Consider the following 24,080-nt stretch of genomic DNA (forward strand, 5'->3'; position numbering starts at 1 on the left):
TTTCCGAACAACCGGCACCCATCCTGGAGGAATCATGGCAAGAGTTGCACTCGTCACCGGCGGCACACGTGGCATCGGCGCGGCCATTTCGAAGGCCCTGAAAGACGCGGGCTACAGCGTCGCCGCGACCTATGGCGGCAATGACGAAGCCGCGAAGAAATTCACCGATGAAACCGGCATCCCCACCTTCAAGTGGAACGCCGCCGATTACGACGCCTCCAAGGCCGGGATCGAGAAGGTCGAGGCCGAGCTGGGCCCGATCGACGTGGTGGTGGCGAACGCGGGCATCACCCGTGACGCGCCGTTCCACAAGATGACGCCCGAACAGTGGAAAGAGGTGATCGACACCAACCTGACCGGCGTGTTCAACACGATCCACCCGGTCTGGCCCGGCATGCGCGAGCGCAAGTTCGGCCGCATTATCGTCATTTCCTCGATCAACGGGCAAAAGGGCCAGTTCGGCCAGGTGAACTATGCCGCGACCAAGGCCGGCGATCTCGGCATCGTCAAGTCGCTGGCGCAGGAAGGCGCCCGCTTCGGCATCACCGCGAACGCGATCTGCCCGGGCTACATCGCGACCGAGATGGTGATGGCGGTGCCGGAAAAGGTGCGCGAGGCGATCATCGGCCAGATCCCGGCCGGACGGCTGGGCGAACCCGAGGAAATCGCGCGCTGCGTGGCCTTCCTTGCCGCCGACGAGGCCGAGTTCATCAACGGCTCGACCATCTCTGCCAACGGCGCGCAATTCTTCGTCTGAGGCGCCTGCCGGCGCCGGCCTTCGGCGAGGATATTTGAAGCCAGAAGAAGGAGAGAGCCGCGCTCTCTCCTTTTTTGTCAGGTGTCGGTGGAACCGTCTGGCGGACACCGTACATGGCATCTATACCTGCGCCGATGCCCCCTGCCCGCGCCACCGCCATCGGATTCATCGCTGTCCTTCTGTGGGCGCTCTTGGCGCTTTTCACGGTGGGCTCGGCACCGGTGCCGCCCTTGCAATTGAACGCGATCTGCTTTGCCATCGGCGGTGCGATCGGGATCGTCTGGTTGGCGGCGACGGGCGAGGCACGTTTGCTGATGCAAGTGCCGTTCCGGGTCTATGCTTTTGGCACCGCTGGGCTGTTCGGCTATCATGCGCTGTATTTCTCGGCGCTGCGCCTGGCGCCCGCGGCCGAGGCGGGACTGATCGCCTATCTCTGGCCGCTGCTGATCGTTCTGTTCTCGGGGCTTTTGCCCGGGGAACGGCTGCGCATGGGGCATGTGATCGGCGCAGTGGCCGGGTTCGCCGGGGCGGCGCTGATCGTGGCCCGCGGGGCGGTGGGGTTCGACGGGGCGGCCCTGCCCGGCTATGGGCTTGCACTTCTCTGCGCGCTGACCTGGTCGGGCTATTCGGTTTTGTCCCGCCGCCTGGGCGCGATCCCGACGGCAAGCGTCGCGGTGTTCTGCCTGGCCACGGCCGCGCTGTCCCTGCCCTTGCACCTGGCGCTGGAGGAAACCGTCTGGCCCACGGATCCCGCCACTTGGGCAAGCATGCTGGCGCTGGGGATGGGTCCGGTCGGGCTGGCCTTCTATGTCTGGGACATCGGCGTGAAACGCGGCGATATCCAGTTGCTCGGCGTGGCCAGTTACGCCGCGCCGCTCTTGTCGACGCTGGTCCTCGTCGGCGCGGGGATCGCTGCCCCCACGCCCATACTCTTTGCCGCCGCGGTCTTGATCACGGGGGGCGCCGCGCTGGCCGCATGGGCCAGCGCCCGGCAGGCTCAGGCCTGAGACAGCCGCTCGATCTGTTCCTTTATCTTGAGCTTCTGCTTCTTGAGGTCCGCGATATGGAGGCCGTCCGCCGAAGGCGTTCGCTGCGCCTCTTCGACCTTGGCCGAGAGCGCCTGGTGCTTCTTGCGGAGTTCCTGCAGATGCGAACTCAGGTTCATGATCGGTGCTCCTTTCCTGGTAACAGCCTAGAAGCAGAGTGCAGCACGAAAACCGAGTCGTGTCACGCCCTTGAAAATCAAGGATTCGCGCTTAACGGGTTTCATCGCCCGGGCCAGGGAAGTGCGGCGGCGTGCCGCAGCACCGCGGAAACCGCCGGGGTATAGCTGTCGGCGTCCCGCTCGTGACGGGAACCTTCGTGTAAAATCAAAGGGCTATGCAGCCTGAACGTGCCGCGCGCGCCTTTGCGCGCCCGCAGGATGACCAGCTTTGCCGGCCGCCCAACCCTTGGGGCCAAAGGCAACAGATCGACACTACCCAGGCGTGTATCCAGCGCCGCCAGAAGCTCGGGCAGGCGCTCGGCGCGCTGGATCAGGGTCAGCCAGCCGCCCGGGGCCAGCCGGCGGGTTGCGGTCTCGACCCAAAGCGTCAGCGGGGTCGCCTCGGCCAGCGCCGTTTCGCGGCCGGCATCGGGGGCGGCACTGCCTTGCGCCCGCAGGAAATAAGGCGGGTTCGCGATAACGTGATCGAAACTGCGCGCCCGCAAATCCACGGGCAGAGCGGCAAGATCGGCACCCGTCACCACCAGGTCGATCCCGTTCTCGGCGGCATTGCGACGGGCCAGTTCGGCATAGCCATCCTGCAGTTCGACGCCAAACAACGAAAGCCCCGGCACCCGCGCGCCCAGGCACAGGCTGGCCGCCCCCACCCCGCACCCGAGGTCCAGCACCGATTGCCCCGTTCGCGCAGGCACGGCGGCGGCCAGCAACACCGGGTCCACCCCCGCACGATAGCCAGATCGGGGCTGGCGGATTTTCAGCCGGCCGCCAAGAAACAGGTCATGCGTCAGGTCCTCCACGCCCTCAGGACCCCTCGTTCACCTCGATCCCGTTGTCGCGCAGGATCGCCCGCGCGATGAACAGGTCGCGATCGGCCACCATGATCCGGCGCGGCAAAACGCCTATCGACCCCTCGAGAACACTCATGTGGACATCCATCGGAAAGCACTCTATCTCCTCGCCCTGAAGCAGTGCCGAGACAAAGGCGATTACCGTCGGGTCATTGGTGCGGATGAGTTCTTTCATGACAGCGACTTAAGGGCAGAAGGATCCCTTTGTCGAGCAACCTGACGAGGCCGTGATGGGCTTGGACGACGCAGTCACCAAACCGCATGAACGCCTGGCCGCCCTTCTGACCGAGGAAATGGCACAGGTCGACCTGCTGATCCGGGAACGGATGCGGTCGGAATATGCCCCGCGGATCGACGAGGTCGCGGCGCATATCGTCGGCGCGGGCGGCAAGCGGCTGCGGCCGATGCTGACCATCGCGGCGGCGCGGATGTGCGGCTATGACGGGCCCTATCATGTCTACCTGGCCGCGACGGTGGAATTCATCCATACCGCGACCCTGCTGCATGACGACGTTGTCGACGAAAGCGGCCAGCGGCGCGGGCGGCCCACGGCGAACCTGCTTTGGGACAACAAGTCGAGCGTTCTGGTGGGCGACTACCTGTTCGCGCGGTCCTTCCAGTTGATGGTGGCCCCCGGCAATCTGCGGGTGCTGGACATCCTGTCGAATGCCGCCGCCGTCATCGCCGAGGGCGAGGTGCTGCAGCTGACCGCGGCGCGTGACCTGAAAACCACCGAAGACATCTATCTAAAGGTGATCCGCGGCAAGACGGCCGCGTTGTTCGCCGCCGCCACCGAGGTCGGCGGCGTGATCGCCGGCATGCCCGAGGAACAGGTCCGCGCGCTGCATACCTATGGCGATGCGCTGGGGGTGGGGTTCCAGATCGTCGACGACCTGCTGGACGTGGCGGGCGACGCCAAGGCCACCGGCAAGAACATCGGCGACGATTTCCGCGAACGGAAGCTGACGCTGCCGATAATCAAGACCGTGGCCGCCGCCGATGACGAGGAGCGCGCCTTCTGGAAGCGCACCATCGAAAAGGGCGACCAGCGTGACGGCGACCTGGACCATGCGCTGATGCTGATGGACAAGCACGGCGCCATCGAGGCAACCCGCGCCGAAGCCATGGCCTGGACCGCCCGCGCGAAACAGGCGCTGACGCATCTGCCCGACCACGAGATTCGCGACATGCTCACGGATCTAGCCGACTACGTGGTTGCCCGGATCAACTAGGGCCCTGCTGCGCGTTCACGCCGCGCTATAGGGGCTGGCGGCCTGCACCCACCATTGCGGCGCCCCGGCGGCGATCAGGCGTGCCGCATCCTCGGCTTCGTCGCGACTGTCATAGATGCCGAAGCAGGTCGCGCCCGATCCCGACATGCGTGACAGCAGGCACCCCTCGGTCGCCGCGATCACATCCAGGACCTCGCGAATGACCGGCGCTTGCCGGCGGGCGGGCGTTTCCAGGTCGTTGCGCTGTTCGGCCAGCCAATGCGCCATCACCGCCGCGCTGGACCAGCCCGGCGGGTGCGGCATCGGCGCGTTGGTCTTGCAGGTCAGCGCCTTGAACACCGCGGGGGTCGAGACCTCGACCCCCGGGTTCACCAGCAACAGCCCCATCCGCTCGGGCAGGCGCGGGCCCTCGGTGATCGTCTCGCCGACGCCCTGCATCCGCAAGGCCCGGGGCCGCAGGCAGACCGGCACATCGGCCCCCAGCGACAACACCGCCGCCGGATCTGGCAGCGGCAGGTTCCAAAGCTCGGCCAGCCCGCGCAGCGCCGCCGCGGCGTCGGACGACCCGCCGCCGATCCCGGCCGCGGCGGGCAGGTGCTTGTCCAGCGTGATCGCCGCCCCCCGCTCACAGCCGAACAGCATGGCCGCCTTCAGCACCAGGTTGCGCCCGTCGCAGGGCACCCCCTCGGCCCGCGGGCCGGTGACCCTCAGGGTCAGGTCATCCGCGGGCGAAAGACGCAGGCGGTCGCCCGCATCGACGAAAATCACCAGGCTGTCGAGCAGATGATAGCCGTCTGCCCGCTGTCCGGTGACGTGCAGGGTCAGGTTGATCTTTGCGGGCGCGAAGGCCTCAACCGTCATTGGCGGCACTGAGGGGCGGCGCCCCCTCTTCTTCCAGGACGCGGTCCAGCCCCACCTCCAGCTTGCGGCGGATGCGGTCGGCCTCGTCCTCTTCGGGATCGAAGGACAGGGCGCGGTGCCACTGGAACCGCGCCTCGTTCCGGCGCCCGACCGCCCAGTAGACGTCGCCCAGGTGGTCGTTGACGATCGGATCCACCGGCATCAACGCGGCGGCACGTTCCATGTGCGGCACCGCCTCCTGGTAACGGCCCAGGCGGTACAACACCCAGCCCAGGCTGTCGGTGATGTAACCGTCGCCCGGCCGCGCCTCGACCGCGCGCTCGATCATGTCCAGCGCCTCGTCCAGGTTGGTCTTCATCTCGACGAAGGAATACCCCAGATAGTTCAGCACCTGCGGCTGGCCCGGTTCCAGTTCCAGCGCCTGCCGGAAATCGGCCTCGGCCTCGGGCCACATGTCCAGCCGTTCATGCGCGATGCCGCGGGCGTAATAGACGATCCACTGGGCGCGGGCGGGTTCGTCGAACAACGCGATGGCCCGGTCATAGGCCTGCCGCGCGTCGTCATAGCGTTCCTCGCCGCGAAATGTGTCGCCCAGCGTGACATGGATGATCGCGATATCGGGGAAATCCTCGGCCAGCGCCTGCAACACCCCGATCGACCCCTCGATATCGCCCGAGCGGCGCATCGCCTCGGCGCGGCCGATCTCGGCGGCATAGAACGCGGGGTCATCCCGCGGCACCTGCGCATAGGCCGCGATCGCCAATTCATAACGCTCCTGCGATTCCAGCAGGTCAGCCGACAGCAACACCGCATCGGTGTTCCCGGGGGCCAGGAATTCGGCAAGCCGGGCATAGATCAGCGTGTAGCTGTCCATCGCATCGCCGTTCAGCGCGCCCGCGACGGTCAGGAAAACCTCGGCCGCGCCATGGGTCGCATCCTCGACCAGATCGAAGGGGAGCGCCTCGCCCGCGGTTAGCCGGGCCCGCAACCGGGCGACGCCGGGATCGGCCTCGCGCCCGAAGGCCTCGTCGATCAGTTCGACCGCATCGTCCTGACGGTCCAGCTGGCTCAGGACCTCGGCATGGGCGATCACGCCGCGCCGCGTGGCGCGCAACGGCCCCTCTGCCGCCCCCGACAGGATATGGTCGGCGCCCTCGAAATCGCCCGCGGCCGCCAGCGCCAGCGCCTTGTGATACAGCCCGAACGCCTTCAGGCCGGTCTGCTCCGAGGCCGCGTCGAACGCCTCCAGTGCCTCGGACATGCGCCCCTGGCCGAACCGGGCCCAGGCCCGGATCAGCGCATCGACCAGCGGCGCGGCGCTGCGGCCGGCGTCGAAATCGGCCAGCAACTCGTCCCAGGCACCGCGTTTCATCTGGTCGGCGATGATCACCAGGTTGGCCACCTGGCTGGCATTGGCGCCGGTTTCCAGGCGCCGCGCGATCGGTATGGCGCGGTCGATCTCGCCCAGGCCCAGATAGGCCATCATCGCGTTTTCCAGAAGCCGCGGGTTCGACGGATCGCGCGCCAGCGCCACCGCGTAATAGCGCGCGGCAGCCGTGTAATCGCTGTACATGCTGGCCTGGCGCGCCGCCAGATAGGCCCCGGACAACCCATCCTGCGCACGCAGCGGCGTGGCCAGCGTCAGAACGGCAAGGCCGGCGACCGCGAGGCGGGCAAGGCGCGGGAGACAGGAACCCAAGGACACACTCCGATTGATCTGCGCTGCAAGGTAGAGCCCGGCGCCGGACAAGGCAATCCGCCGCCCCGGCCCGCGCCCCGAAACCCCGCCCCCGTCGCGCGGATGTTACATGTTCGGATAGTTCGGCCCGTCACCGCCCTGCGGCGTGACCCAGGTGATGTTCTGGCTGGGATCCTTGATGTCGCAGGTCTTGCAGTGGACGCAGTTCTGGAAATTGATGACGAATTCCGCCTTGCCGTCCTTCTCGACCACCTCGTAGACGCCCGCGGGGCAATAGCGCTGCGCGGGCTCGGCGAACTCGGGCAGGTTCACCTGTACCGGCACCTCCGGGTCGACCAGCTGCAGGTGGCAGGGCTGGCTTTCCTCGTGGTTGGTAAAGGAATACGCCACGTTGGTCAGACGATCGAAACTGAGCACCCCGTCGGGTTTCGGATAATCGATCTTCGGGAAATCCTTTGCCTTACCGGTATGGGCCGCGTCCGTCTTGGCATGGTGCAGCGTGCCCAGCGGGTTCCAGCCCGTGAGGTTGGCCACCCACATATCGAACCCGCCCAGCGCGGTGGCAAGGAAATTCCCGTAATGCGACCACAGCGGCTTGACGTTCTTCACCCGCTTCAGGTCCTTGGCGATGGCGCCGGCATGCAGCGCGACATCGTATTCCTCAAGCGTATCGCCCGCACGGCCGGCCTTGATCGCGGCGACGGCGGCCGTGGCGGCCTCGATCCCCGACATCATCGCGTTGTGGTTGCCCTTGATCCGCGGCACGTTCACCAGACCCGCCGAACAGCCCAGCAGCACCCCGCCCGGGAAGGCGGCCTTGGGCACCGACTGATAACCGCCCTCGGAAATCGCCCGCGCGCCATAGGCAATGCGCTTGCCCCCCTTCAGCAGGTCGGCGACGATCGGGTGATGCTTGAACCGCTGGAACTCCATGTACGGATACAGGTGCGGGTTTTCATAGTTCAGGTGCACCACGAACCCGATGAACAGCTGGTTGTTCTCGGCGTGATAGATGAACGATCCCCCGCCCGCATTTCCGTCGAGCGGCCAGCCCATGGTGTGGGTGACGGTCCCCTCCTTGTGCTTGGCGGGGTCGATCTCCCAGACTTCTTTCATGCCGATGCCGAATTTCTGCGGATCGCGGCCTTCGGACAGGCCATATTTCGCGATCACCTGCTTGGACAGGGACCCGCGCACGCCCTCGGCGAAGAAGACATACTTGCCATGCAATTCCATGCCGGGTTCATAGTTCGGCCCCGGCGTGCCATCGGCATTCTTGCCGAACTCGCCCGCGACGACGCCCTTTACCCGGTCCCCCTCGCCCCAGACGATTTCCGAGCACGCCATGCCGGGGAAGATTTCCACGCCCAGCGCCTCGGCCTGTTCGGCCAGCCAGCGGCAGACATTGCCCATCGAGACGATGTAGTTGCCGTGGTTGTTCATCAGCGGCGGCATGAGCCAGTTCGGCAGACGCATCTTCCCCGCTTCGCCCAGGAAAACGAAATTGTCCTCCTTGACCGGCACGGTGATCGGCGCGCCGCGCTCTTTCCAGTCGGGAAACAGCGTGTTCAACCCGGTCGGGTCCAGGACCGCGCCCGACAGGATATGCGCGCCCACCTCGGACCCCTTTTCCAGCACCACGACGGAAAGATCGGCGTCGAGCTCCTTGAGCCGGATCGCAGCCGACAGGCCCGCCGGACCCGCGCCCACGATCACGACATCATAGTCCATCGATTCCCGCTCGATCTCGGCCATGTGCTTACCCCTTCTGACAGGCCCCGTCGGGTGCCCGGACTGCATCCGGGAAACCGTTAGCGCAGCCTGAACGCCAATTCAATTGAAACGCAACATAATTTCGCTGCAGAGCAGCAATCGGCAAGTATCCGGAACACTTCAGGCTGAAAACAGGGTCTCGCGCGACCGGGAAACGCGCCGCAAGACGCCCCAGACCGCCCCCACCAACAGGATCGAGGCATAGCCGTCCACTGCATAATGCCAGCCCAGATGCACCGACATGACAAGATAGCCCAGAACCAGCAAAAGCGAGAGCGGCCATGCCCGCGGAACCCGCTCGAAGATATAGAGCGCGACCAGCGTCGTCATCGCCACATGCACGCTTGGAAAGGCCGATATGCCCGACGCGGCGGAGTTCTGACCGTCGACGTACAGGGACCACAACGTGTCCTGCAGGGCGCCGGTATAGGTCGCTGCGATCCCCGATGCCGCGAGCGCGGTGTCAAGCCCCCCGAAGACGTCCAGCCCGGTCAGCCGATCATGATAGACCGGCCCCACCGACATGCCTGCCAGGGCAAGAACATTGCCGATACCGACCCAGACAAAGACGTAGAGCGCGAAAAACCGCGCGCGGCGCCGCGCATCGCCATCGGCAAGGGTCACCACGACGGGAAAACAGAAGATGACGACGATCCAGACGTCTATATAAAGCCGCTCGAAGATCCAGGCGGGCACACCCGCAAGCAGCCCGTGGGTCAGTTCCCAGGGGGCGATACCGCCATGCAGCCAGGAATCGAACCGGGACAGGGCGGGGTCCGCGAAGAAGGGCACGATGTCCGGCAGGCTGGTCTTGATCGTCAGGAAGGTCAGGTGGAACAGGGTGCCCGCCAGCGCCACGAACACCGCACCTCCGGCGCGCGACCGGCCCGCGCCGTTCCGGAGGAAGGCAAGCGGAACGGCCAGCCCGACCAGAAACACCGCCGCCCCCTCGAAAACCTGCAGTGCGATCTCCGGAAGCGAAAGCAGCACGGACCAAAGCCGCGCCGGTCCGTCGCCGCCCAGAAGGGTGAGAACCGCGAAACTGCACAGAAAGTAGAGTGCTACAAGACGCAGAAAACCACGCTCGGGCCCGTCGATGAGGCCAAGCGCGTCAGAGGGGGCCCTGACGACTGCCCTGCAGCCAGGGCCGGATCTGGCAAAGCGCGTGCGTTCCATCCTGCGATCACCCAGACTGTTGGCTGGCCGCGCTCCGCGCGACCGGTTCGAGCCGCAACAGACTGGGAAAAAGCAGCGACAATTTGGCAGAACCACGACTTCATTTCCGACCAGTCTGCGATCCGCGCCGGCGCCGGCGCGCGCCCGCTTGCAAAGGGGCTGCGAATTTGCTTGGGTCTTTCGAAACAACCTTCCCCAAAAGACAGCGAGTGATGGAAAAGATACCGATGACCCGCGCGGGCCATGCCGCGCTCGACGAGGAACTCAAGTTGCTCAAGTCGGTCGAGCGCCCCGCCGTGATCAAGGCGATCGCCGAAGCGCGCGAGCATGGCGACCTGTCCGAAAACGCCGAATACCACGCCGCCCGCGAAAAGCAGAGCTTCATCGAGGGCCGCATCAAGGAACTCGAGGCGCTCTTGTCTTTGGCCGACGTGATCGACCCGGCCCGGCTGTCGGGCGCGATCAAGTTCGGCGCCACCGTCACGCTGGTCGACGAGGACACCGACGAGGAAAAGACCTATCAGATCGTCGGCGAGGCCGAGGCCGATATCGAAAAGGGCCTTCTGAACATCAAGTCGCCGCTGGCCCGCGCCCTGATCGGCAAGGAAGAGGGCGACAGCGTCGAGGTGCGCACCCCGGGCGGCGAACGCAGCTACGAGGTACTGCGCATCCGCTACGTCTAAGCGGCACCGGGCAGGAGTCGTATGATGGCCGAGGGGCCGAAGAAAAAGCCGTTCGACCTGGGCTTCTTCGCGCCGCTCGGCCGCGAGGCGGGGATCACCGCGACCGACATCGTCGCCCTGATTCTCTCTGTCATTTGGCTTGTGATCGCGGGCACCTTCTTCGCCGTCATGCGGTTTGGCAACGCTGAACCGGGCTTCGACCCTCTCAGGTTCGTCCTGGTTCTGCTGGCGGTCGTCACGCCGGTCGCCCTGATCTGGGTCGGCGCGGCCACCGCCAAAAGCGCCCGGATCATGCGCGAGGAATCGGCCCGCCTGCAGGCCGCCATCGACTCCTTGCGCCACAGCTATCTCCAGCAACAGCAAAACGCCGGCATGGATATCCGCCCGGCGCTGGAAAAGAAGCTGGAGGAAATCGTCGCGGCCCAGCGCCAGACCGAAAGCGCGCTTGCCACGTTCACCTCCAGCAGAACACAGGACGTCGCGCCCGAGCCGGCGCGCCTTGCGCCCGCGCCATCGCCTGCCACTGCCCCGGCCCCGGCTGCTGCCCCCGAGGCCGAGGCCCAGCCCTCGCTGGCCCTTGGCACCCCGGCCGAAACATTGCGGCCGCCGCTGGAAACCCACGAATTCCTGCGTGCGCTGAACTTCCCCGAAACCACCGATGACCGCGAAGGGTTCCGCGCACTGCGCCGCGCGCTGGAAGACCGGATGTCGGCAAAGCTGGTGCGCTCGGCGCAGGACGTGCTGACCCTGCTCAGCCAGGAAGGCATCTACATGGACGATCTCGCGCCCGACCGCGCGCGGCCCGAGATCTGGCGCCGATTCGCCCAGGGCGAGCGCGGCGCCAGCGTGGCCGCGCTTGGGGGCGTGCGTGATCGGTCCTGCCTTGCGCTGACCGCGGGCCGGATGAAACAGGACCCGATCTTCCGCGATGTCGCCCACCATTTCCTGCGCCAGTTCGACCGGGTGCTGGCCGAGTTCGAACCGACCGCCACCGATCAGGAACTGAACGATCTGGCCGAAACCCGCACCGCGCGCGCCTTCATGCTGTTGGGCCGCGTTGCGGGGATGTTCGGCTAGGACCGGCGGGCAACGGGGCGCGGGCCTACGCCATCAGTGCCGCGCAAAGTGCGGTCTCCTGCCCCACGCCCAGGATCCAGCCCTCTTCGGCGATCTGCGGGTCATCGGGCGTGGCGAACAGGTCGGCCAGCCGTCCCGCCGCCTGCAACCGGGCGACGGCCCGCGCCATCAGCCGCACCTGCGCCGCGTCGCGAATCCCCGCCTCGCCGCGCACGGCAGGGTCGATCAGCGACGGGTAGACCTCGGCCAGCACGATATCGCCATCCCCCGGATCGAAGGGCCAGACCGACAGCGCCGGGCCGAACCGGCACGACAACCGATGCAGCATCGGCAGCCCGACCAGCACCTGCGACCCGACCGCACCGGTGGTATACAGTTTCCACACCGTCTGGGCGCGGGGCACCGCGCGTTCCACGGCACGGCGCTCGGCCATTCCGTGGCCATGCCGCGCGCGGCCCAGCGCCGGCAGGTCGACAAGCTCCGGCCGCGCCGGCCGCCCCCAGAACGGCCCGACGCCCGGAAAGCCGGCATTGATTTCCGCGGCGACCTCGAACCGGTTGTTGCGGTTGCGCGCATCATCCGCGATCCGTCCTGCCAGCCAGGCCCGAACCGCCGCCGCCCGCGCCACGCCGGTCAGGGCGCGGGCGAAACCGGCCGGGTAGCCGAAGGCGAAATCGAACCCGGCCAGAACCCGCCGACCGGCCGCGCGCTCGGCCTCCAACAAGGCGCTCAGCGCCGCCTCGCCCGCCGCCCGGGTGCGGTGATAGGTGACCGCCTCGACCCCGCCGCGCCAGGTCGCGATCCAGATCGCATCGGCCGAGGGCGCCGCCGGCGAGGGCGTCGCGCGGGCCGACCAGTCGGCCATCACGATCGTGTCGAACGGCCTCATCGCGCCGCCCCAAGCGCCCGTTCGGCGCGGGCCAGGTCCTCGGGCGTGTTGATGTTGAAGAACGGGTCGATACCGTCCGCGCCGGGGCCGAAACCGACCCTTGCCGCACCCTGCACCTGGGCAAAGCCCCCCACGCGGCGCTCGCCACGGTCAAGGGCCGCGCGCAACTCTGCCCGCAGCGCGACGGGCCAAAGCGCCGCGGTGGGATGCACCCGCCCGCCGCTTTCGGCCACGGCCAGCGGCGCGCCGTTGGCCAGCAGGCGCGCGACCATGTCGCGGGGCAGAAAGGGCGTGTCGACCGCCGCCGTCACCAAGGCGTCCGCCCCTTGCCCCGCCGCCCAGTCAAGCCCCGCCAGCACCCCCGCAAGCGGGCCGCGGTCGCCCGGCGGCGCGTCGGGCAGGACCGGCAGCCCGGCATCGGCATAGGCACCCGCGGGTCCGTTCGCACTCAGCGCCAGGGCGTCGACCTGCGGTGCCAACCGCGCCGCGACCCGGGTCAGCAATGTCTCGCCTCCCAACCGGATCAGCGCCTTGTCCGCCCCGCCCATCCGCCGCCCCCCGCCGCCCGCAAGGATCAGCCCAACCACGCGCATCGCGCCCCCTTTTTCCGGTTGCAGGTCCGCCCCGCGGCGCGTACCCCGGCCACGCATCCCAGCCTAGACCCTGCCCATGCCCGTCTCTACCCTCAAATCGGCCTACTGGACCGGCGTCCGCCACGGCGCGCCGTTCCTTCTGGTGATCGTGCCCTTCGGCCTGCTGTTCGGCGTGGTCGCCACCGAGTCCGGGCTGAACCTGGTTCAGGTGATGGGCTTTTCCATCCTGGTGATCGCAGGCGCCGCACAGTTCACCGCGGTCCAGTTGATGGTGGACGAGGCGCCGACCGTGCTGATCCTGGTCACGGCGCTGGCGGTCAACCTGCGCATGGCGATGTATTCCGCGTCGATCACGCCATGGCTTGGCGCGGCACCGCTGTGGCAGCGGGCGATCGCGGCCTATTTCCTGGTCGACCAGACCTATGCGCTCAGCCAGGCCCGGTTCGAGGCCCGGCCCGCGATGACGCTGCGCGAGCGGATGGCCTATTACTTCGGTGCGATCTCGCCGATCTGCCCGCTTTGGTATGTCGCGACGCTGGCGGGCGCGCTGGCGGGCCAGGCGATCCCCCCCGAATACGCGCTGGATTTCGCGGTTCCGATCACCTTCCTCGCCATGGTCGCGCCCGCCTTGCGAACGCTTGCCCACGTGGCGGCGGCGGGCACCTCGGTCGGGGTGGCCCTGGCGCTGGCGTTCCTGCCCTACCAGGCGGGCGTGCTGCTTGCCGCGGTGGCGGCAATGGCGGTGGGCGCCCGGGTCGAACTATGGACGGGGGCGCGCGCATGACCCAGTCGCCGCTCGAGATCTGGGCGATCATCCTGCTGCTCGGGATCGGGACCTTCCTGATCCGGTTTTCGTTTCTCGGCCTGATCGGCGACCGCAAGCTGCCCGACTGGCTGCTGCGGCACCTGCGCTATACCCCCGTCGCGGTCCTGCCCGCGCTGGTCGCGCCGATGGTGGTCTGGCCCCAGGCGACCGGCGGCCAGCCCGACCTGGCGCGCATGCTTGCCGCCATCGCGACCCTCGGCGTGGGCTATGCCACCAAGAACGTGCTGGCCGCGATCGGCGCGGGCGCCGGCACGCTTTACACGATGCTGTACCTGCTGGGTTAGACCCGGTCCGCGCCGCGCCCTAATCCGACGCCGCCAGATCGGCCACGCGGGCGCGGTGCTGTTCGCGCAACAACTCCTCGTGGGCGTCCGGGTCGTTGTCATAGATCGTCTCGGTGCGCACGCCCGGCAACTCTGCAAAGGCCGCCATGATCGCCTTGGGCCGAACCGTGCGCGGCACGCTCTCGAAGCCCGGCACCTGGTTCAACACGTCACTGACCGACCGCCCGCACATCGTCTTGGGCACGGCCCCATAGGACTCGGCCACCCGCAGCGCCCGTTCGGCCACCTCGGGGCTGACCGTCACGGTCTGGGTCACCACGCGGTAGGTCTCGCGCGCGTGGTAGTCGATGTAGAATTCCAGCATGGTCGGCGTGATGCCGTAATGCACATCGTTCCGCTCGGGCGAGGCGCGGTGCCACCAGCTGCCCGCGGGGTCGAAGATCACGCGTTGGCTGGCATTGACCATAAGCGCCGAATGCCCCCCGGTATTGGACCCGTTCGAGATCACCGTGAACAGCGTGATCGAGGGCGGGCCGGGTTGGCGATAGGCGGCACGCGCCACGGCCTCGTCGGGGGCCCAGATGGATTCGGCGGCGCAACCGGCCAGCAGGATCGGAACAAGGAAAACGAGCAGAAATCGACGCATGGGTATCGAAACCACCTTGATCGGGACGACAAGGGCCCGCTTGGCTATGGCAGGAATTGGTGACAGGCGCGTAAACGGATCGGCACGGGCACCCGGCATCCGCCCGCGCCCCAACGTCCCGCGGCACATCCCGCCCGGCGCCCTGTCACCTGCCGACGCCCGCTCGATGTCATCCCTGACGGCCTCCGTGTCCCGTTCGCTGCACTGCAGCCTAGACCATCAAATCGGGGCTGTCACGCATGCGGCGCGCCCGCCGGCTCAGCCATTGTCCAACTCGCGGGCAAGCTGGAACCCGATCCGGCGCGGGGGCGTTTCGGCGGTCTCGCGCGGCAGCGCGCGTATCAGCACGTTCAACTGCGTGACATGCTGCACCAGCTGGGTGCGCGCCCCCGTCATGTCCGTGCCGTAGAAGGTCACGATATCGGGATCGAAATAGCCGATCCCCTCGATCCGGATCACGCCCGCCTCGGTGCCGGTCAGCCCGATCGCGACCTCGTGCTCGTTGTCCAACTGCTCTTCGAAATTCTTGAGGTACAGGATCAGCCGTTCATAGGCCCATTCGGCGGGGCTTTTCTGCTGGACGGGCTTGCGCGTGACGGCCTCGGGCAGGGGCTGCTGCTCCGGCGAGGCGGGCGCCGCGGGATCGGCATGAACCGCACGTGCCCTGGGGGGCCCGTCACCCGTCAAGATCGGACCTCCGGAACAGCCAGGCGCCATCCTCGCGGCGCCAGCGGCGGGCGCGTCCCGTGTGGTACAGGTGGTTCAGGTGCCCCACCGCCTCGACCAGGGCAAGGACGTATTCGCCCGGTCCGATCTGCCGCTTGAACAACGGCACGAAACAGTCGCAGGCGGTGCGCGGTTCGGCCAGGTGATCCATCAGCCGGGCCAGCGCCCCCTCGTGGTTCTCGATCAGTTGCGACAGGCGCGTCGGCAACCCGGTAAAGGGCAGCTTGTGACCCGGCAGGACAAGGTGATCGTCGCGGGCATGGGCGGCCAGCCGCTTACAGCTTTCCAGCCAGCCCGCGACGGGATCGTTCAGCGGTTCGGTCGCATAGACGCCCAGGTTGGGCGAGATCGACGGCAGCAACTGGTCGCCCCCGATCACCAGGTTGCAGTCGCGGCTCCACAGCGTGACGTGGTCGGGCGCGTGCCCGTCGCCCAGCCGCACGTCCCAGTCGCGCCCGCCGGCGCGGATCACGTCCCCCTCGCCCATGTTGCGAAAGCCCAGCGGCATCGGCGCCACCGTGTCGGCGAAATTGAACGGGCGCTGGGTCGCGCGTTCCTCGTACAGCGCCGCATCCATGCCCGCCCCGCGCCAATAGGCCAGCGTCTCGGGCGCCGGGCGTTCCTGTTCATCCATCTGCAACATCCGCGCGAACAGCCAGGCCACTCGGCTGGTCCACAGCTCGGCGCCGTGGTCGGATTGGAACCATCCGGCCAGGCCCACGTGGTCGGGGTGGTGATGGGTCACGATCACCCGGGTCACCGGCTTTCCCCGCAGCGGGCCGGACATCAGCCCCTGCCACAGCGCGCGCGACTTGCGCGAGGAAATGCCGGTATCGACCACCGTCCAGCCGTCGCCCTCGTCCAGCGCGAACACGTTCACATGGTCCAGCGCCATCGGCAGCGGCAGACGCAGCCACAACACGCCCTCGGCAATCTCGACGGCGCCGTCAGCGGCGGGTGGGGTCTCGAACGGATAGCGGATCGGGCTGCGGGCAATGTCCATCATGCCGCAATATCATCTGGGCCAAGGGCGTAAAGGTCCGACGCCCCCGCGCGGGCCTGCGCCAGCAGGGCGGCATGTTCCGGCAACAGCCGCCCGACGAAGACACGGGCCAGCGCCGTGCGCCGCCCGCTGCCCCCCTCGGCGCGCGCCGCGGCCAGGTGCACATGCGCGCCCAGCACCCGCGCCCAGGCCCGCAGGAACGGCACCGCGCCGGCAAAGCGTTCGGTCAGCTCTTGCGTCAGCATCCATTCGGTCGTCTCGCGCAGCGATTCCGCGGCGGCCCAGACCTCTCCGGCCAGGTCGGGCAGCACACCCCGCGCCGCCTCGGCTGCCTTCTCGATTTCCTCGAGCAGACGCCAGGCCGCCTCGCCCCCATCCATCAGCTTGCGTCCGACCAGGTCCATCGCCTGGATGCCGTTGGTGCCCTCGTAGATCGTGGTCACCCGCACATCGCGCAGGAATTGCGCCGCGCCGGTTTCCTCGACAAAACCCATGCCGCCGTGAACCTGGATACCCGTCGAGGCCACCTCGACCCCGGTATCGGTGCCATAGGCCTTGGCAATGGGCGTCAGGAACGCCGCGCGCGCGGTCCAGTCGGCCTCGCCGGTCGCGGTCGCCATGTCGATCGCCACCGCACAAGACAGGGCGATGGCACGCGCCGCGAAAACCTCGGCCCGCATGGTGGCCAGCATCCGCCGCACATCCGCATGATCGACGATGCCCCCCGTACCCAGAGGCGTTTCCCCCTGGTGGCGGTCGCGCGCATAGGCCAGCGCCTGCTGGCAGGCGGCCTCAGCCACGCCGATCCCCTGCATGCCCACGCCCAGGCGCGCGTTGTTCATCATGGTGAACATCGCCGCCATGCCCTTGTGCGGCGCCCCCACCAGCCAGCCGGTCGCGCCGTCATATTCCATCACCGCGGTCGGGCTGCCATGCAGGCCCAGCTTGTGCTCCAGGCTGATCACGCGCAGGCTGTTGGCCACGCCGGGCCGCCCGTCCGCGTCGGGGATGTTGCGCGGCACCAGGAACAGGCTGATCCCCCGCGTGCCCGGCGCCGCATCCGGCAGGCGGGCCAGCACCAGGTGTACCACGTTCTCCATGAAATCGGCGTCGGCCCAGCTGATATAGATCTTCTGGCCGGTGATCGCGTAGGTACCATCGCCGTTCGGCACGGCACTGGTCCGCAGCGCGCCCACGTCGCTGCCCGCCTGCGGTTCGGTCAGGTTCATCGTGCCCGACCATTCGCCCGAAATCAGCCTGGGCAGGTACAGCGCCTTGATCTCGTCGCTGGCATGGTGGCTCAGCGCCTCGATCTGGCCCTGTGTCAGCAAGGGCGCGATCTGCAGCGCAAGGCACGCCCCGCTCAGCATCTCGGTCACCGCCATGGCCAGCGCCTGCGGCAGGCCCATGCCACCGAATTCCGTCGGCGCCGCAAGGCCCACCCAGCCACCTTCGGCAATCGCGCGCCAGCCTTCGGCAAAACCCGGCGGCGTACGCACCACCCCGTTTTCCAGCCGCGCAGGATTCACATCGCCCACGCGTTGCAGCGGCGCCAGGCGCTCTTCGCACAGCTTGCCCGCCTCGGTCAGGATCGCGGCGGCAAGGTCGGGGGTGGCTTCGGCGAAACGATCGGTCGCGGTCACCTGCGCCAGGTCCACGACATGGTCGAAGATGAACCGAAAATCGTCGAAGGGTGCGCGATACGGCATGGCTTCCTCCCAACGGCGCGCCTTGTTCCGGGACCGGCGCGGTTGTAACTGACCGGCAGTGTAGTTGTGTCAGGGTCCGACCAAAGCGTAAACCAACCCCTTGACCCATCAAGACGAACGCCACGTCACCGGAGGCCGCCCCGTGAGTGCAGAAATCCTTCAGCCCGATCCCCAAGGGCTTGCGCGGGCGGCCGATCTGCTGGCCGCGGGGGCGCTGGTCGCCTTTCCGACCGAAACGGTCTACGGGCTGGGGGCGGACGCGACCGATGACCGGGCGGTGGCGCGTATATTCGAGGCCAAGGGCCGGCCCCGCTTCAACCCGCTGATCGTACATGTCGCGGATCTGGACGCGGCGCGCGCCCTTGCCGACCTGCCCGAACCGGCCGAGCGGCTGGCGGCCGCCTTCTGGCCCGGCGCGCTGACGCTGGTCGTGCCGCTGAAGCCGGGCGCCGGGCTGTCGCCGCTGGTGACGGCGGGGCTGTCCACGGTGGCGCTCAGGGTGCCCGATCACCCGGTCGCGCGCGGCCTTCTGGCGGCGTTCGGCGGGCCGGTGGCGGCGCCCTCGGCCAACCCCTCGGGCAGCGTCAGCCCGACCCGCGCCGCGCATGTCATCGACGGCTTGGGGGACCGGATCGCGGCGGTGGTCGATGGCGGCCCGTGCCCGGTGGGGGTTGAATCGACCATCCTGGGCTTCGACCCCGCGCCGGTCCTGCTGCGCCCGGGCGGCCTGCCCACCGAGGCGATCGAGGCCTGCCTTGGCACCCCGCTCGCGCGGCGGGCCGAGGCCGCGCCGGTCAGCGCGCCGGGCCAGCTGGCCTCGCATTATGCGCCGGGGGCCACGGTGATCCCGGGGGCCGCCGTGCCGCCCGAGGGGGCGCTTTGGCTGGGTTTCGGGCCCGGATGCGCGGGGGCGGCGCTGAACCTGTCGCCCACCGGCGACCTGGTCGAGGCGGCCGCGAACCTGTTCCACGCGCTGCGCGACCTGGACGCCCGCGCCGCGCCGGGCCAGCCCATCGCGGTCGCGCAGATCCCGGATCACGGGCTTGGCCGGGCGATCAACGACCGGCTGCGCCGGGCCGCCGCGCCCCGCGATTGAGGATCACGCCCGCCCCGCCGCCGCCGACAGCATCAGCGGATCGATCCCCAGCGTGCGCAGCGCCCGTTCCCACTTGGTGGCGTCGGCCGCATCGAACACGATATCGGGCACGGCATCGCAGGTCAGCCAGCCATTGTCCTGGATCTCGCCCTCCAGCTGGCCCGGACCCCAGCCCGCATAGCCCAGCGCCAGCAACGATTCCGCCGGTCCGTCGCCGCGTGCGATGTCCTCCAGGATATCCAGCGTCGCGGTCATCCCGAAACGGCTGCCGACCCGAAGCGTCGTGTCGCTGCCCGAATTGTAATCGCCAGAATGCAGCACGAACCCGCGAGCATGTTCGACCGGCCCGCCGAAATGCACCCGGATGTCGCGCGCGCCGGGCGCCCGGGTGATCTCCAGCTGCGCAAGAAGATCGGAAAAGGACAGCTCGGCCATCGGCTTGTTGACGATCAGGCCCATCGCCCCCTCGTCCGAATGGGCGCACAGGAAAACGACGCTCTTTTCGAAACGGGGGTCGCCCATGCCGGGCATCGCGATCAGGAACTTGCCGCCGAGTTGCATTTGAACCCTGTGCTCCGCCATGGTTGACAGAATGTGCCCCCCGCCGCCCCGGCGCAAGGGCGGTGCGCGACAAAAATCCCCCCGCTCTCGCCCGAATGTGATTTCCCGCCAACGCGCCGGTGCCTATCTTGGGCGGAATGAGGTTCACAGCATTTCATCGCCTGGCCGCAGCGGCGGCAGTTGCGCTCGGTCTCGGGCAAACCGCCCTGGCCGGCCCGCCCGAGGGCGTGGTCAGCGCCGAGTTCTTGCCCGGCTGGCAGACCCCCGAAGGCACCTACATGGCCGGTTTGCACCTGCGCATGGCGCCGGGCTGGAAAACCTATTGGCGCGCGCCGGGCGATGCCGGCATTCCGCCGCGGTTCGACTGGGCCGGTTCGGGCAACATGGCGTCTGTCCGGGTGCACTGGCCGCGGCCCAAGGTGTTTCAGTCCAACGGCCTGCGCACCATCGGCTATGAACATGACGTTGTTCTGCCGATCGAACTGACCCCGCGCGAACCCGGTCAGCCGATGGAACTGCACGGCCGGGTCGAGATCGGCGTCTGCCACGATATCTGCATGCCGATGGAATTGCGGCTGTCCGGTCTGTTGCCCGGCGAGGGCGGGTCCGACGCGATCCGCGCCGCCCTGGCCCAGCGCCCCCTCAGCGCGCGCGAGGCCCGGGTCGGTCACGTCAACTGCCAGGTGGAACCGATCTCGGACGGCGTGCGCCTGACCGCCGAAATCGAGGTCGGTGCGCTTGGCCCGAACGAGGCGGTGGTTTTCGAACTGCCCGACCCGTCGATCTGGGTTTCCGAGGCCGCGATGACCCGCGACGGCGGCCGGATCGTGGCGCAGTCGGACCTTGTGCCGGTGGATGGCGCTCCCTTTGCGCTGGACCGGTCCGGGGTGCGGATCACGGTTCTGGGGACCGACCGCGCCGTGGATATCCGCGGGTGCACCGGGCGCTGACCGCACGGCCACGCCCGCGCCGTTGACGCCAGAAACGTCAGGGCGTTTCCGCCCCTCCGCCCACGGCAAGCGCAGCGTTGCGCCGCATCAGGAATGCAGCGAGCCCATAGCTTGCCAAAAGCAGCACCGCCGCCCCCAGCACGAACAGGACAAGCGCGGCCGAAATCGCCGATGCCTCGGCCAGCCCCGGAACCACCGCGCGCAGCGGCCCGGGCAGCACACCCGTGGCCAGCACCGCCCCAAGCGTTACCGCGAACAGCGCGGCCAGACCCGCCGCCCCGGCCATGCTTGCCATCGCCACGCCGCGCGCCCGTCCCCGCGCCCGCAGCCCGTGCCGCAGCGCGCGAACCTGCCGCCCGACATCCTGCTGCATCGCCAACAGCGCCGGCACCACCAGCAAGACCAGCACCACGCCGAATCCCAACCCGTAGACCAGGGTGATGACCGTGGGTTTCAGGAACTGCGCCTGCTGGGACTTCTCGAACAACAGCGGCGCCAGGCCCAGTACCGTCGTCAACGTCGTCAACAGCACCGGCCGCAGCCGGTCGGCGGCGGCATCCACGATGGCCGGCACCAGCCCCCGCGTTTCGGCGTATTCGTCCACCGTGCTGACCAGTACGATGGAATCGTTGATGATGATCCCCACCATCCCGATCAGGCCCACCACCGTGAACATCGACAGCGGCACGTCCCAGACCATGTGGCCATAGATCGTGCCCACCAGGCCGAAGGGAATGATCGCCATCACCACCACCGGCCTGGTCCAACTGGAAAAGATCCAGGCCAGCGTCAGGTAGATCCCGATCAGCCCGAACATCAGCCCCAGCCGCGCATCGGCCATGAATTCCTGTTCCTGTTCCGACAGCCCCGACAGCCGCCAGGCGACGCCCTGATCGCTTTCGATCCGGGGCAGGATGACCTCTTCCAGTTCGCGCATGATCTCTTCGGCGCGCACCGGATCGTCCTCGGACAGATCGCCCGTGACCGACACCACCCGCAGCCCGTTCTCGCGGCGCACGGTCGAGAACCCGGTGCGCCGTTCGACCGTCACGATATCGGCCAGCGGCAGGTATTCGCCCGACGGCGCGCGCAACAACGTCCGGTCCAGGAAATCCGCGGTCAGCTCGCCCTCGGGCAGCTCGACCCGGATCGCGGCCGAACGCGGCCCGTCGGGATAGGTCGCCGCCTCGATCCCGTTCAGCCGGTGGCGCAGCACCCGGCCAAGCTCGGCCATGGTGAAACCCAGCGCGGATCCCTGCGGCGTCAGGTCTAGGATCAGCTCTTCCTTGTCATAGGCCATGCTGTCCTCGACCGCCGAAACCTCGCCGTATTGGGCAAGCGCGGTCTTCAGCGCCTCGGCCGCCGATTTCAGCGTGTCGGCGTCGGCGCCAAAGAACTGCACGTCCAGCGCATCGCCCCCCGGCCCCGACCGCCAGCCGCGGAAACTGACGGTTTCGGCCTTTGGATGCTGGCGCACCTCGTCCTGCAACTCGCCGACGAACTGGAACGACGAATAGGGGCGCAAATCGGGGTCGATCAGCTCGATCGCGATGGACCCCAGCAGGTCGGCATCCTTGATATCGGCCCCCGCCAGCCCGCGCCCGGTATTCCCGCCCACCTCGGCGATCACGTAATCGACGGGGTTCAGGCCGTATTCTTCCTCGTAGCGCTGCGCCACCGCCTCGGTCGCGCGCTGCATCTCGCGCATCATCGCCATGGTGTCGGCGCGGCTTGCCCCCGGCAGCATCGCGAAATTGCCCGAGACCGAGCTTTGTTCCGGCGCGTTGAAGAACCGCCAGGGCACCTCGCCCCGGATCAACAGCGCGACCTGGCTGGCCAGCAACAGGATGGTCAGCGCCAGCACCGGATAGCGCGCCCGGATCACCAGCCCCATGAACGGCCGGAACGCGGTTTCCCGGAACCAGCGAAAGCCCCGGTTGAAGACCCGCGAAGGCGCGTCGTACCAGTGTTCCTTGGCGGAATGGGCGATCGCGTGCGCCATGTGGTTCGGCAGGATCAGGAAACATTCCACCAGCGACGCGGTCAGCACCGCGACCACGGTGAACTGGATGTCGGCGATCATGCTGCCCATGCGCCCGCCGATCACCACCAGCGCGAGGAAGGCGATGATCGTGGTCAGCGTCGACGAGAACACCGGCGCGGCCATCCGGCGGGCGGCGTTCTCGGCGGCCTCGACCGGGCTTTCGCCCAGCCGCCGGGCGCGGAAATCGGCATGCTCGCCCACCACGATGGCGTCGTCCACCACGATGCCCAGCGTGATGATCAGCGCGAACAGCGAGATCATGTTGATGGTCAACCCGAAGGTATACATCAGCGCCACGGTGGCCAGCATCGCCACCGGAATGCCCGCCGCCACCCAGAACGCCGTGCGCGCGTTCAGGAACAGGAACAGCAGCACCAGCACCAGGCCCAGCCCCATCAGCCCGTTCTGCAACAGGATATCCAGACGCCCCGAGATATATTCGGCCCGCGTCCGGATCAGGTCGACCGAGACATCCTCGGGCAATGTCGTGCGCAGTTCGGCCGCGACGTCCTCGACCCGGTGCTGCAACTCGATCGCGTCGCCCTTGTCCGATCGGTCCACCCGCACCGAAATCGCCGGGTTCTCGCCCACGAAATAGGTGCGTTCGCGGTCCACGCCTTCGACCCGGACGGTCGCGACATCGCCGATGGTCAGCTTGGACCCGTCGTCGTTCGACCGCAGCACCAGCGCCGCGATCTCGTCGGCGCTGCGCTTTTCGACGCCCGTGCGCACCCGCGCATTTCCGCCCGCGACGTCGCCGGCCGGATCGGTGGCGGCCTCGGCGGCGATGACCGCGGCGATGTCCGACATCGAGATATCGTGCCGGATCAGTTCGCCCGAGGGGACCTCGACGATGGTTTCCGGCGCGGCCAACCCGCGAATCGTGGTCCGCGTCACGCCGGCGGCAAACAGGCGGGCCACCATTTCGTCGGCGAACCGGCCCAACTGCTCGACCGCGACGGGCCCGGTGATGACGATGTCGGTCACCCGGTCACGCCAGGCCCCGCGGCGCACCTCGGGTTCCTCGGCCTCTTCGGGCAGGTCGCTGACACTGTCGACGGCCACCTGCACGTCATCGGCGGCGCGCGACATGTCCCAGCCGGGTTCGAAATCCAGCGTGATGAAGGCCGACCCCTCGGTCGAGCGGGACTCGGTCTCCTCGACGCCCTCGACCGCCATCAAGACCGGTTCCAGCACCTGCACGATGCCCGAATCCACGTCCTCGGCGCCCGCGCCGTCCCATTTGACGCTGACGGTGACGTTGTCGATCACGATGTCGGGGAAGAATTGCGCCCGCATCCGCGGCGCCGCGGCCAGACCGGCCGCGATCAGCACCACCAGCAACAGGTTCGCCGCCGTCCGGTGACGGGTGAAATAGGACAGGACACCCCCCGCCGCGCTGGGAATCAAACGCGCCACGGG

24 protein-coding genes are annotated in these 24,080 nt (G+C 68.1%); 9 read left to right on the forward strand and 15 right to left on the reverse strand.

What is annotated here, in order from left to right; translation table 11 throughout:
- The first annotated feature begins 34 nt into the window (after positions 1-34).
- Both phbB and yddG read left to right on the forward strand, forming a co-directional pair.
- Positions 35-757 (forward strand): acetoacetyl-CoA reductase, encoded by a 723-nt coding sequence (phbB, locus tag EV662_RS02810; protein ID WP_132460595.1) that lies wholly within the window; start codon positions 35-37, stop codon positions 755-757.
- 134 nt (positions 758-891) lie between these two features.
- Positions 892-1,764: an aromatic amino acid exporter YddG gene (gene yddG / locus EV662_RS02815; protein ID WP_132460690.1), complete on the forward strand. Its 873-nt coding sequence runs from the start codon at positions 892-894 to the stop codon at positions 1,762-1,764.
- Here the strand turns inward: yddG and EV662_RS02820 are convergent.
- The 3 genes from EV662_RS02820 to EV662_RS02830 all read right to left on the reverse strand — a co-directional run bounded on the left by EV662_RS02820 (position 1,755) and on the right by EV662_RS02830 (position 3,005).
- Positions 1,755-1,922 (reverse strand): YdcH family protein, encoded by a 168-nt coding sequence (locus tag EV662_RS02820; protein WP_132460596.1) that lies wholly within the window; start codon positions 1,920-1,922, stop codon positions 1,755-1,757. The genes yddG and EV662_RS02820 overlap by 10 nt on opposite strands.
- Before the next feature lie 101 nt (positions 1,923-2,023).
- The gene (locus tag EV662_RS02825) at positions 2,024-2,779 is read right to left on the reverse strand and encodes a tRNA1(Val) (adenine(37)-N6)-methyltransferase (protein ID WP_132460597.1); all 756 of its coding nucleotides are present in this window, start codon (positions 2,777-2,779) and stop codon (positions 2,024-2,026) included.
- A 4-nt stretch (positions 2,780-2,783) separates the two neighbouring features.
- Entirely contained in the window at positions 2,784-3,005 is a 222-nt protein-coding gene (locus EV662_RS02830; protein WP_132460598.1) for a putative signal transducing protein, read from the reverse strand.
- A gap of 55 nt (positions 3,006-3,060) precedes the next feature.
- On the opposite strand from EV662_RS02830, the gene EV662_RS02835 reads away from it, so the two are divergent.
- A complete protein-coding gene (locus EV662_RS02835) occupies positions 3,061-4,062 on the forward strand; it encodes a polyprenyl synthetase family protein (RefSeq protein ID WP_132460599.1) in 1,002 nt (333 codons plus the stop codon).
- Between the two features lie 15 nt (positions 4,063-4,077).
- Here the strand turns inward: EV662_RS02835 and EV662_RS02840 are convergent, their stop codons facing one another.
- From EV662_RS02840 to EV662_RS02855, 4 genes are all read right to left on the reverse strand, one after another.
- On the reverse strand, positions 4,078-4,923 hold the full coding sequence (locus EV662_RS02840; protein ID WP_132460600.1) for a 4-(cytidine 5'-diphospho)-2-C-methyl-D-erythritol kinase: 846 nt from the start codon (positions 4,921-4,923) through the stop codon (positions 4,078-4,080).
- A complete protein-coding gene (locus EV662_RS02845; RefSeq protein ID WP_425056985.1) occupies positions 4,913-6,628 on the reverse strand; it encodes a tetratricopeptide repeat protein in 1,716 nt (571 codons plus the stop codon). The genes EV662_RS02840 and EV662_RS02845 overlap by 11 nt, the downstream gene beginning before the upstream one ends.
- A gap of 99 nt (positions 6,629-6,727) precedes the next feature.
- The gene (locus EV662_RS02850) at positions 6,728-8,377 is read right to left on the reverse strand and encodes an electron transfer flavoprotein-ubiquinone oxidoreductase (RefSeq protein ID WP_132460601.1); all 1,650 of its coding nucleotides are present in this window, start codon (positions 8,375-8,377) and stop codon (positions 6,728-6,730) included.
- Between the two features lie 138 nt (positions 8,378-8,515).
- Positions 8,516-9,385 (reverse strand): phosphatase PAP2 family protein, encoded by an 870-nt coding sequence (locus EV662_RS02855; protein WP_165915493.1) that lies wholly within the window; start codon positions 9,383-9,385, stop codon positions 8,516-8,518.
- 398 nt (positions 9,386-9,783) lie between these two features.
- Here EV662_RS02855 and greA point away from each other — a divergent pair, with 398 nt between their 5' ends.
- Both greA and EV662_RS02865 read left to right on the forward strand, forming a co-directional pair.
- Positions 9,784-10,254, forward strand: coding sequence for a transcription elongation factor GreA (gene greA / locus EV662_RS02860; RefSeq protein WP_132460603.1), 471 nt, complete (start codon positions 9,784-9,786; stop codon positions 10,252-10,254).
- A 24-nt stretch (positions 10,255-10,278) separates the two neighbouring features.
- Positions 10,279-11,331, forward strand: a complete 1,053-nt coding sequence (locus EV662_RS02865; protein WP_132460604.1) for a hypothetical protein — start codon at positions 10,279-10,281, stop codon at positions 11,329-11,331.
- A gap of 25 nt (positions 11,332-11,356) precedes the next feature.
- Here the strand turns inward: EV662_RS02865 and EV662_RS02870 are convergent, their stop codons facing one another.
- Together EV662_RS02870 and mobA are read right to left on the reverse strand one after the other, a co-directional pair.
- On the reverse strand, positions 11,357-12,220 hold the full coding sequence (locus EV662_RS02870; RefSeq protein ID WP_132460605.1) for a hypothetical protein: 864 nt from the start codon (positions 12,218-12,220) through the stop codon (positions 11,357-11,359).
- Positions 12,217-12,813: a molybdenum cofactor guanylyltransferase MobA gene (gene mobA, locus EV662_RS02875; protein ID WP_132460606.1), complete on the reverse strand. Its 597-nt coding sequence runs from the start codon at positions 12,811-12,813 to the stop codon at positions 12,217-12,219. Before mobA ends, EV662_RS02870 begins: the two co-directional genes overlap by 4 nt.
- A gap of 76 nt (positions 12,814-12,889) precedes the next feature.
- Here mobA and EV662_RS02880 point away from each other — a divergent pair, with 76 nt between their 5' ends.
- On the forward strand, positions 12,890-13,597 hold the full coding sequence (locus EV662_RS02880) for an AzlC family ABC transporter permease (RefSeq protein ID WP_132460607.1): 708 nt from the start codon (positions 12,890-12,892) through the stop codon (positions 13,595-13,597).
- Positions 13,594-13,923, forward strand: coding sequence for an AzlD domain-containing protein (locus EV662_RS02885; protein ID WP_132460608.1), 330 nt, complete (start codon positions 13,594-13,596; stop codon positions 13,921-13,923). The genes EV662_RS02880 and EV662_RS02885 overlap by 4 nt, the downstream gene beginning before the upstream one ends.
- Before the next feature lie 19 nt (positions 13,924-13,942).
- Here EV662_RS02885 and EV662_RS02890 read toward each other — a convergent pair whose 3' ends face one another.
- The 4 genes from EV662_RS02890 to EV662_RS02905 form a co-directional block, all read right to left on the reverse strand.
- Positions 13,943-14,569 (reverse strand): hypothetical protein, encoded by a 627-nt coding sequence (locus EV662_RS02890; RefSeq protein WP_132460609.1) that lies wholly within the window; start codon positions 14,567-14,569, stop codon positions 13,943-13,945.
- 258 nt (positions 14,570-14,827) lie between these two features.
- Complete coding sequence (locus tag EV662_RS02895; protein WP_132460610.1) at positions 14,828-15,286, reverse strand: DUF6173 family protein; 459 nt, start codon at positions 15,284-15,286, stop codon at positions 14,828-14,830.
- Entirely contained in the window at positions 15,246-16,301 is a 1,056-nt protein-coding gene (locus tag EV662_RS02900) for an MBL fold metallo-hydrolase (RefSeq protein ID WP_425056986.1), read from the reverse strand. The genes EV662_RS02895 and EV662_RS02900 overlap by 41 nt, the downstream gene beginning before the upstream one ends.
- The gene (locus tag EV662_RS02905) at positions 16,298-18,007 is read right to left on the reverse strand and encodes an acyl-CoA dehydrogenase (protein WP_132460611.1); all 1,710 of its coding nucleotides are present in this window, start codon (positions 18,005-18,007) and stop codon (positions 16,298-16,300) included. Before EV662_RS02905 ends, EV662_RS02900 begins: the two co-directional genes overlap by 4 nt.
- A gap of 142 nt (positions 18,008-18,149) precedes the next feature.
- On the opposite strand from EV662_RS02905, the gene EV662_RS02910 reads away from it, so the two are divergent.
- Positions 18,150-19,103 (forward strand): L-threonylcarbamoyladenylate synthase, encoded by a 954-nt coding sequence (locus EV662_RS02910; protein WP_132460612.1) that lies wholly within the window; start codon positions 18,150-18,152, stop codon positions 19,101-19,103.
- A 3-nt stretch (positions 19,104-19,106) separates the two neighbouring features.
- Here EV662_RS02910 and EV662_RS02915 read toward each other — a convergent pair whose 3' ends face one another.
- Positions 19,107-19,721 carry a YqgE/AlgH family protein gene (locus tag EV662_RS02915; RefSeq protein ID WP_425056987.1) on the reverse strand — a complete coding sequence of 205 codons (615 nt, stop codon included), beginning with the start codon at positions 19,719-19,721 and terminating at the stop codon, positions 19,107-19,109.
- Positions 19,722-19,801: 80 nt separating this feature from the next.
- Between EV662_RS02915 and EV662_RS02920 the strand changes: the two genes are divergently transcribed.
- Positions 19,802-20,614 carry a protein-disulfide reductase DsbD domain-containing protein gene (locus tag EV662_RS02920; protein ID WP_132460614.1) on the forward strand — a complete coding sequence of 271 codons (813 nt, stop codon included), beginning with the start codon at positions 19,802-19,804 and terminating at the stop codon, positions 20,612-20,614.
- 37 nt (positions 20,615-20,651) lie between these two features.
- Here the strand turns inward: EV662_RS02920 and EV662_RS02925 are convergent, their stop codons facing one another.
- Complete coding sequence (locus EV662_RS02925; RefSeq protein WP_132460615.1) at positions 20,652-24,077, reverse strand: efflux RND transporter permease subunit; 3,426 nt, start codon at positions 24,075-24,077, stop codon at positions 20,652-20,654.
- Positions 24,078-24,080: the final 3 nt, after the last annotated feature.

The sequence above is a fragment of the Rhodovulum marinum genome, assembly GCF_004343075.1.
GTDB classification, from domain to species: Bacteria; Pseudomonadota; Alphaproteobacteria; order Rhodobacterales; family Rhodobacteraceae; genus Rhodovulum; species Rhodovulum marinum.

Coding starts and splice junctions, on each gene's coding strand:
- EV662_RS02865 (WP_132460604.1), top strand. CDS start 10,279: ATGGCCGAGGGGCCGAAGAAAAAGCCGTTCGACCTGGGCTTCTTCGCG.
- yddG (WP_132460690.1), top strand. CDS start 892: ATGCCCCCTGCCCGCGCCACCGCCATCGGATTCATCGCTGTCCTTCTG.
- EV662_RS02900 (WP_425056986.1), bottom strand. CDS start 16,301: ATGATGGACATTGCCCGCAGCCCGATCCGCTATCCGTTCGAGACCCCA.
- EV662_RS02895 (WP_132460610.1), bottom strand. CDS start 15,286: ATGGCGCCTGGCTGTTCCGGAGGTCCGATCTTGACGGGTGACGGGCCC.
- phbB (WP_132460595.1), top strand. CDS start 35: ATGGCAAGAGTTGCACTCGTCACCGGCGGCACACGTGGCATCGGCGCG.
- EV662_RS02870 (WP_132460605.1), bottom strand. CDS start 12,220: ATGAGGCCGTTCGACACGATCGTGATGGCCGACTGGTCGGCCCGCGCG.
- EV662_RS02905 (WP_132460611.1), bottom strand. CDS start 18,007: ATGCCGTATCGCGCACCCTTCGACGATTTTCGGTTCATCTTCGACCAT.
- EV662_RS02885 (WP_132460608.1), top strand. CDS start 13,594: ATGACCCAGTCGCCGCTCGAGATCTGGGCGATCATCCTGCTGCTCGGG.
- EV662_RS02890 (WP_132460609.1), bottom strand. CDS start 14,569: ATGCGTCGATTTCTGCTCGTTTTCCTTGTTCCGATCCTGCTGGCCGGT.
- mobA (WP_132460606.1), bottom strand. CDS start 12,813: ATGCGCGTGGTTGGGCTGATCCTTGCGGGCGGCGGGGGGCGGCGGATG.
- EV662_RS02880 (WP_132460607.1), top strand. CDS start 12,890: ATGCCCGTCTCTACCCTCAAATCGGCCTACTGGACCGGCGTCCGCCAC.
- EV662_RS02830 (WP_132460598.1), bottom strand. CDS start 3,005: ATGAAAGAACTCATCCGCACCAATGACCCGACGGTAATCGCCTTTGTC.
- EV662_RS02850 (WP_132460601.1), bottom strand. CDS start 8,377: ATGGCCGAGATCGAGCGGGAATCGATGGACTATGATGTCGTGATCGTG.
- greA (WP_132460603.1), top strand. CDS start 9,784: ATGGAAAAGATACCGATGACCCGCGCGGGCCATGCCGCGCTCGACGAG.
- EV662_RS02920 (WP_132460614.1), top strand. CDS start 19,802: ATGAGGTTCACAGCATTTCATCGCCTGGCCGCAGCGGCGGCAGTTGCG.
- EV662_RS02835 (WP_132460599.1), top strand. CDS start 3,061: ATGGGCTTGGACGACGCAGTCACCAAACCGCATGAACGCCTGGCCGCC.
- EV662_RS02840 (WP_132460600.1), bottom strand. CDS start 4,923: ATGACGGTTGAGGCCTTCGCGCCCGCAAAGATCAACCTGACCCTGCAC.
- EV662_RS02820 (WP_132460596.1), bottom strand. CDS start 1,922: ATGAACCTGAGTTCGCATCTGCAGGAACTCCGCAAGAAGCACCAGGCG.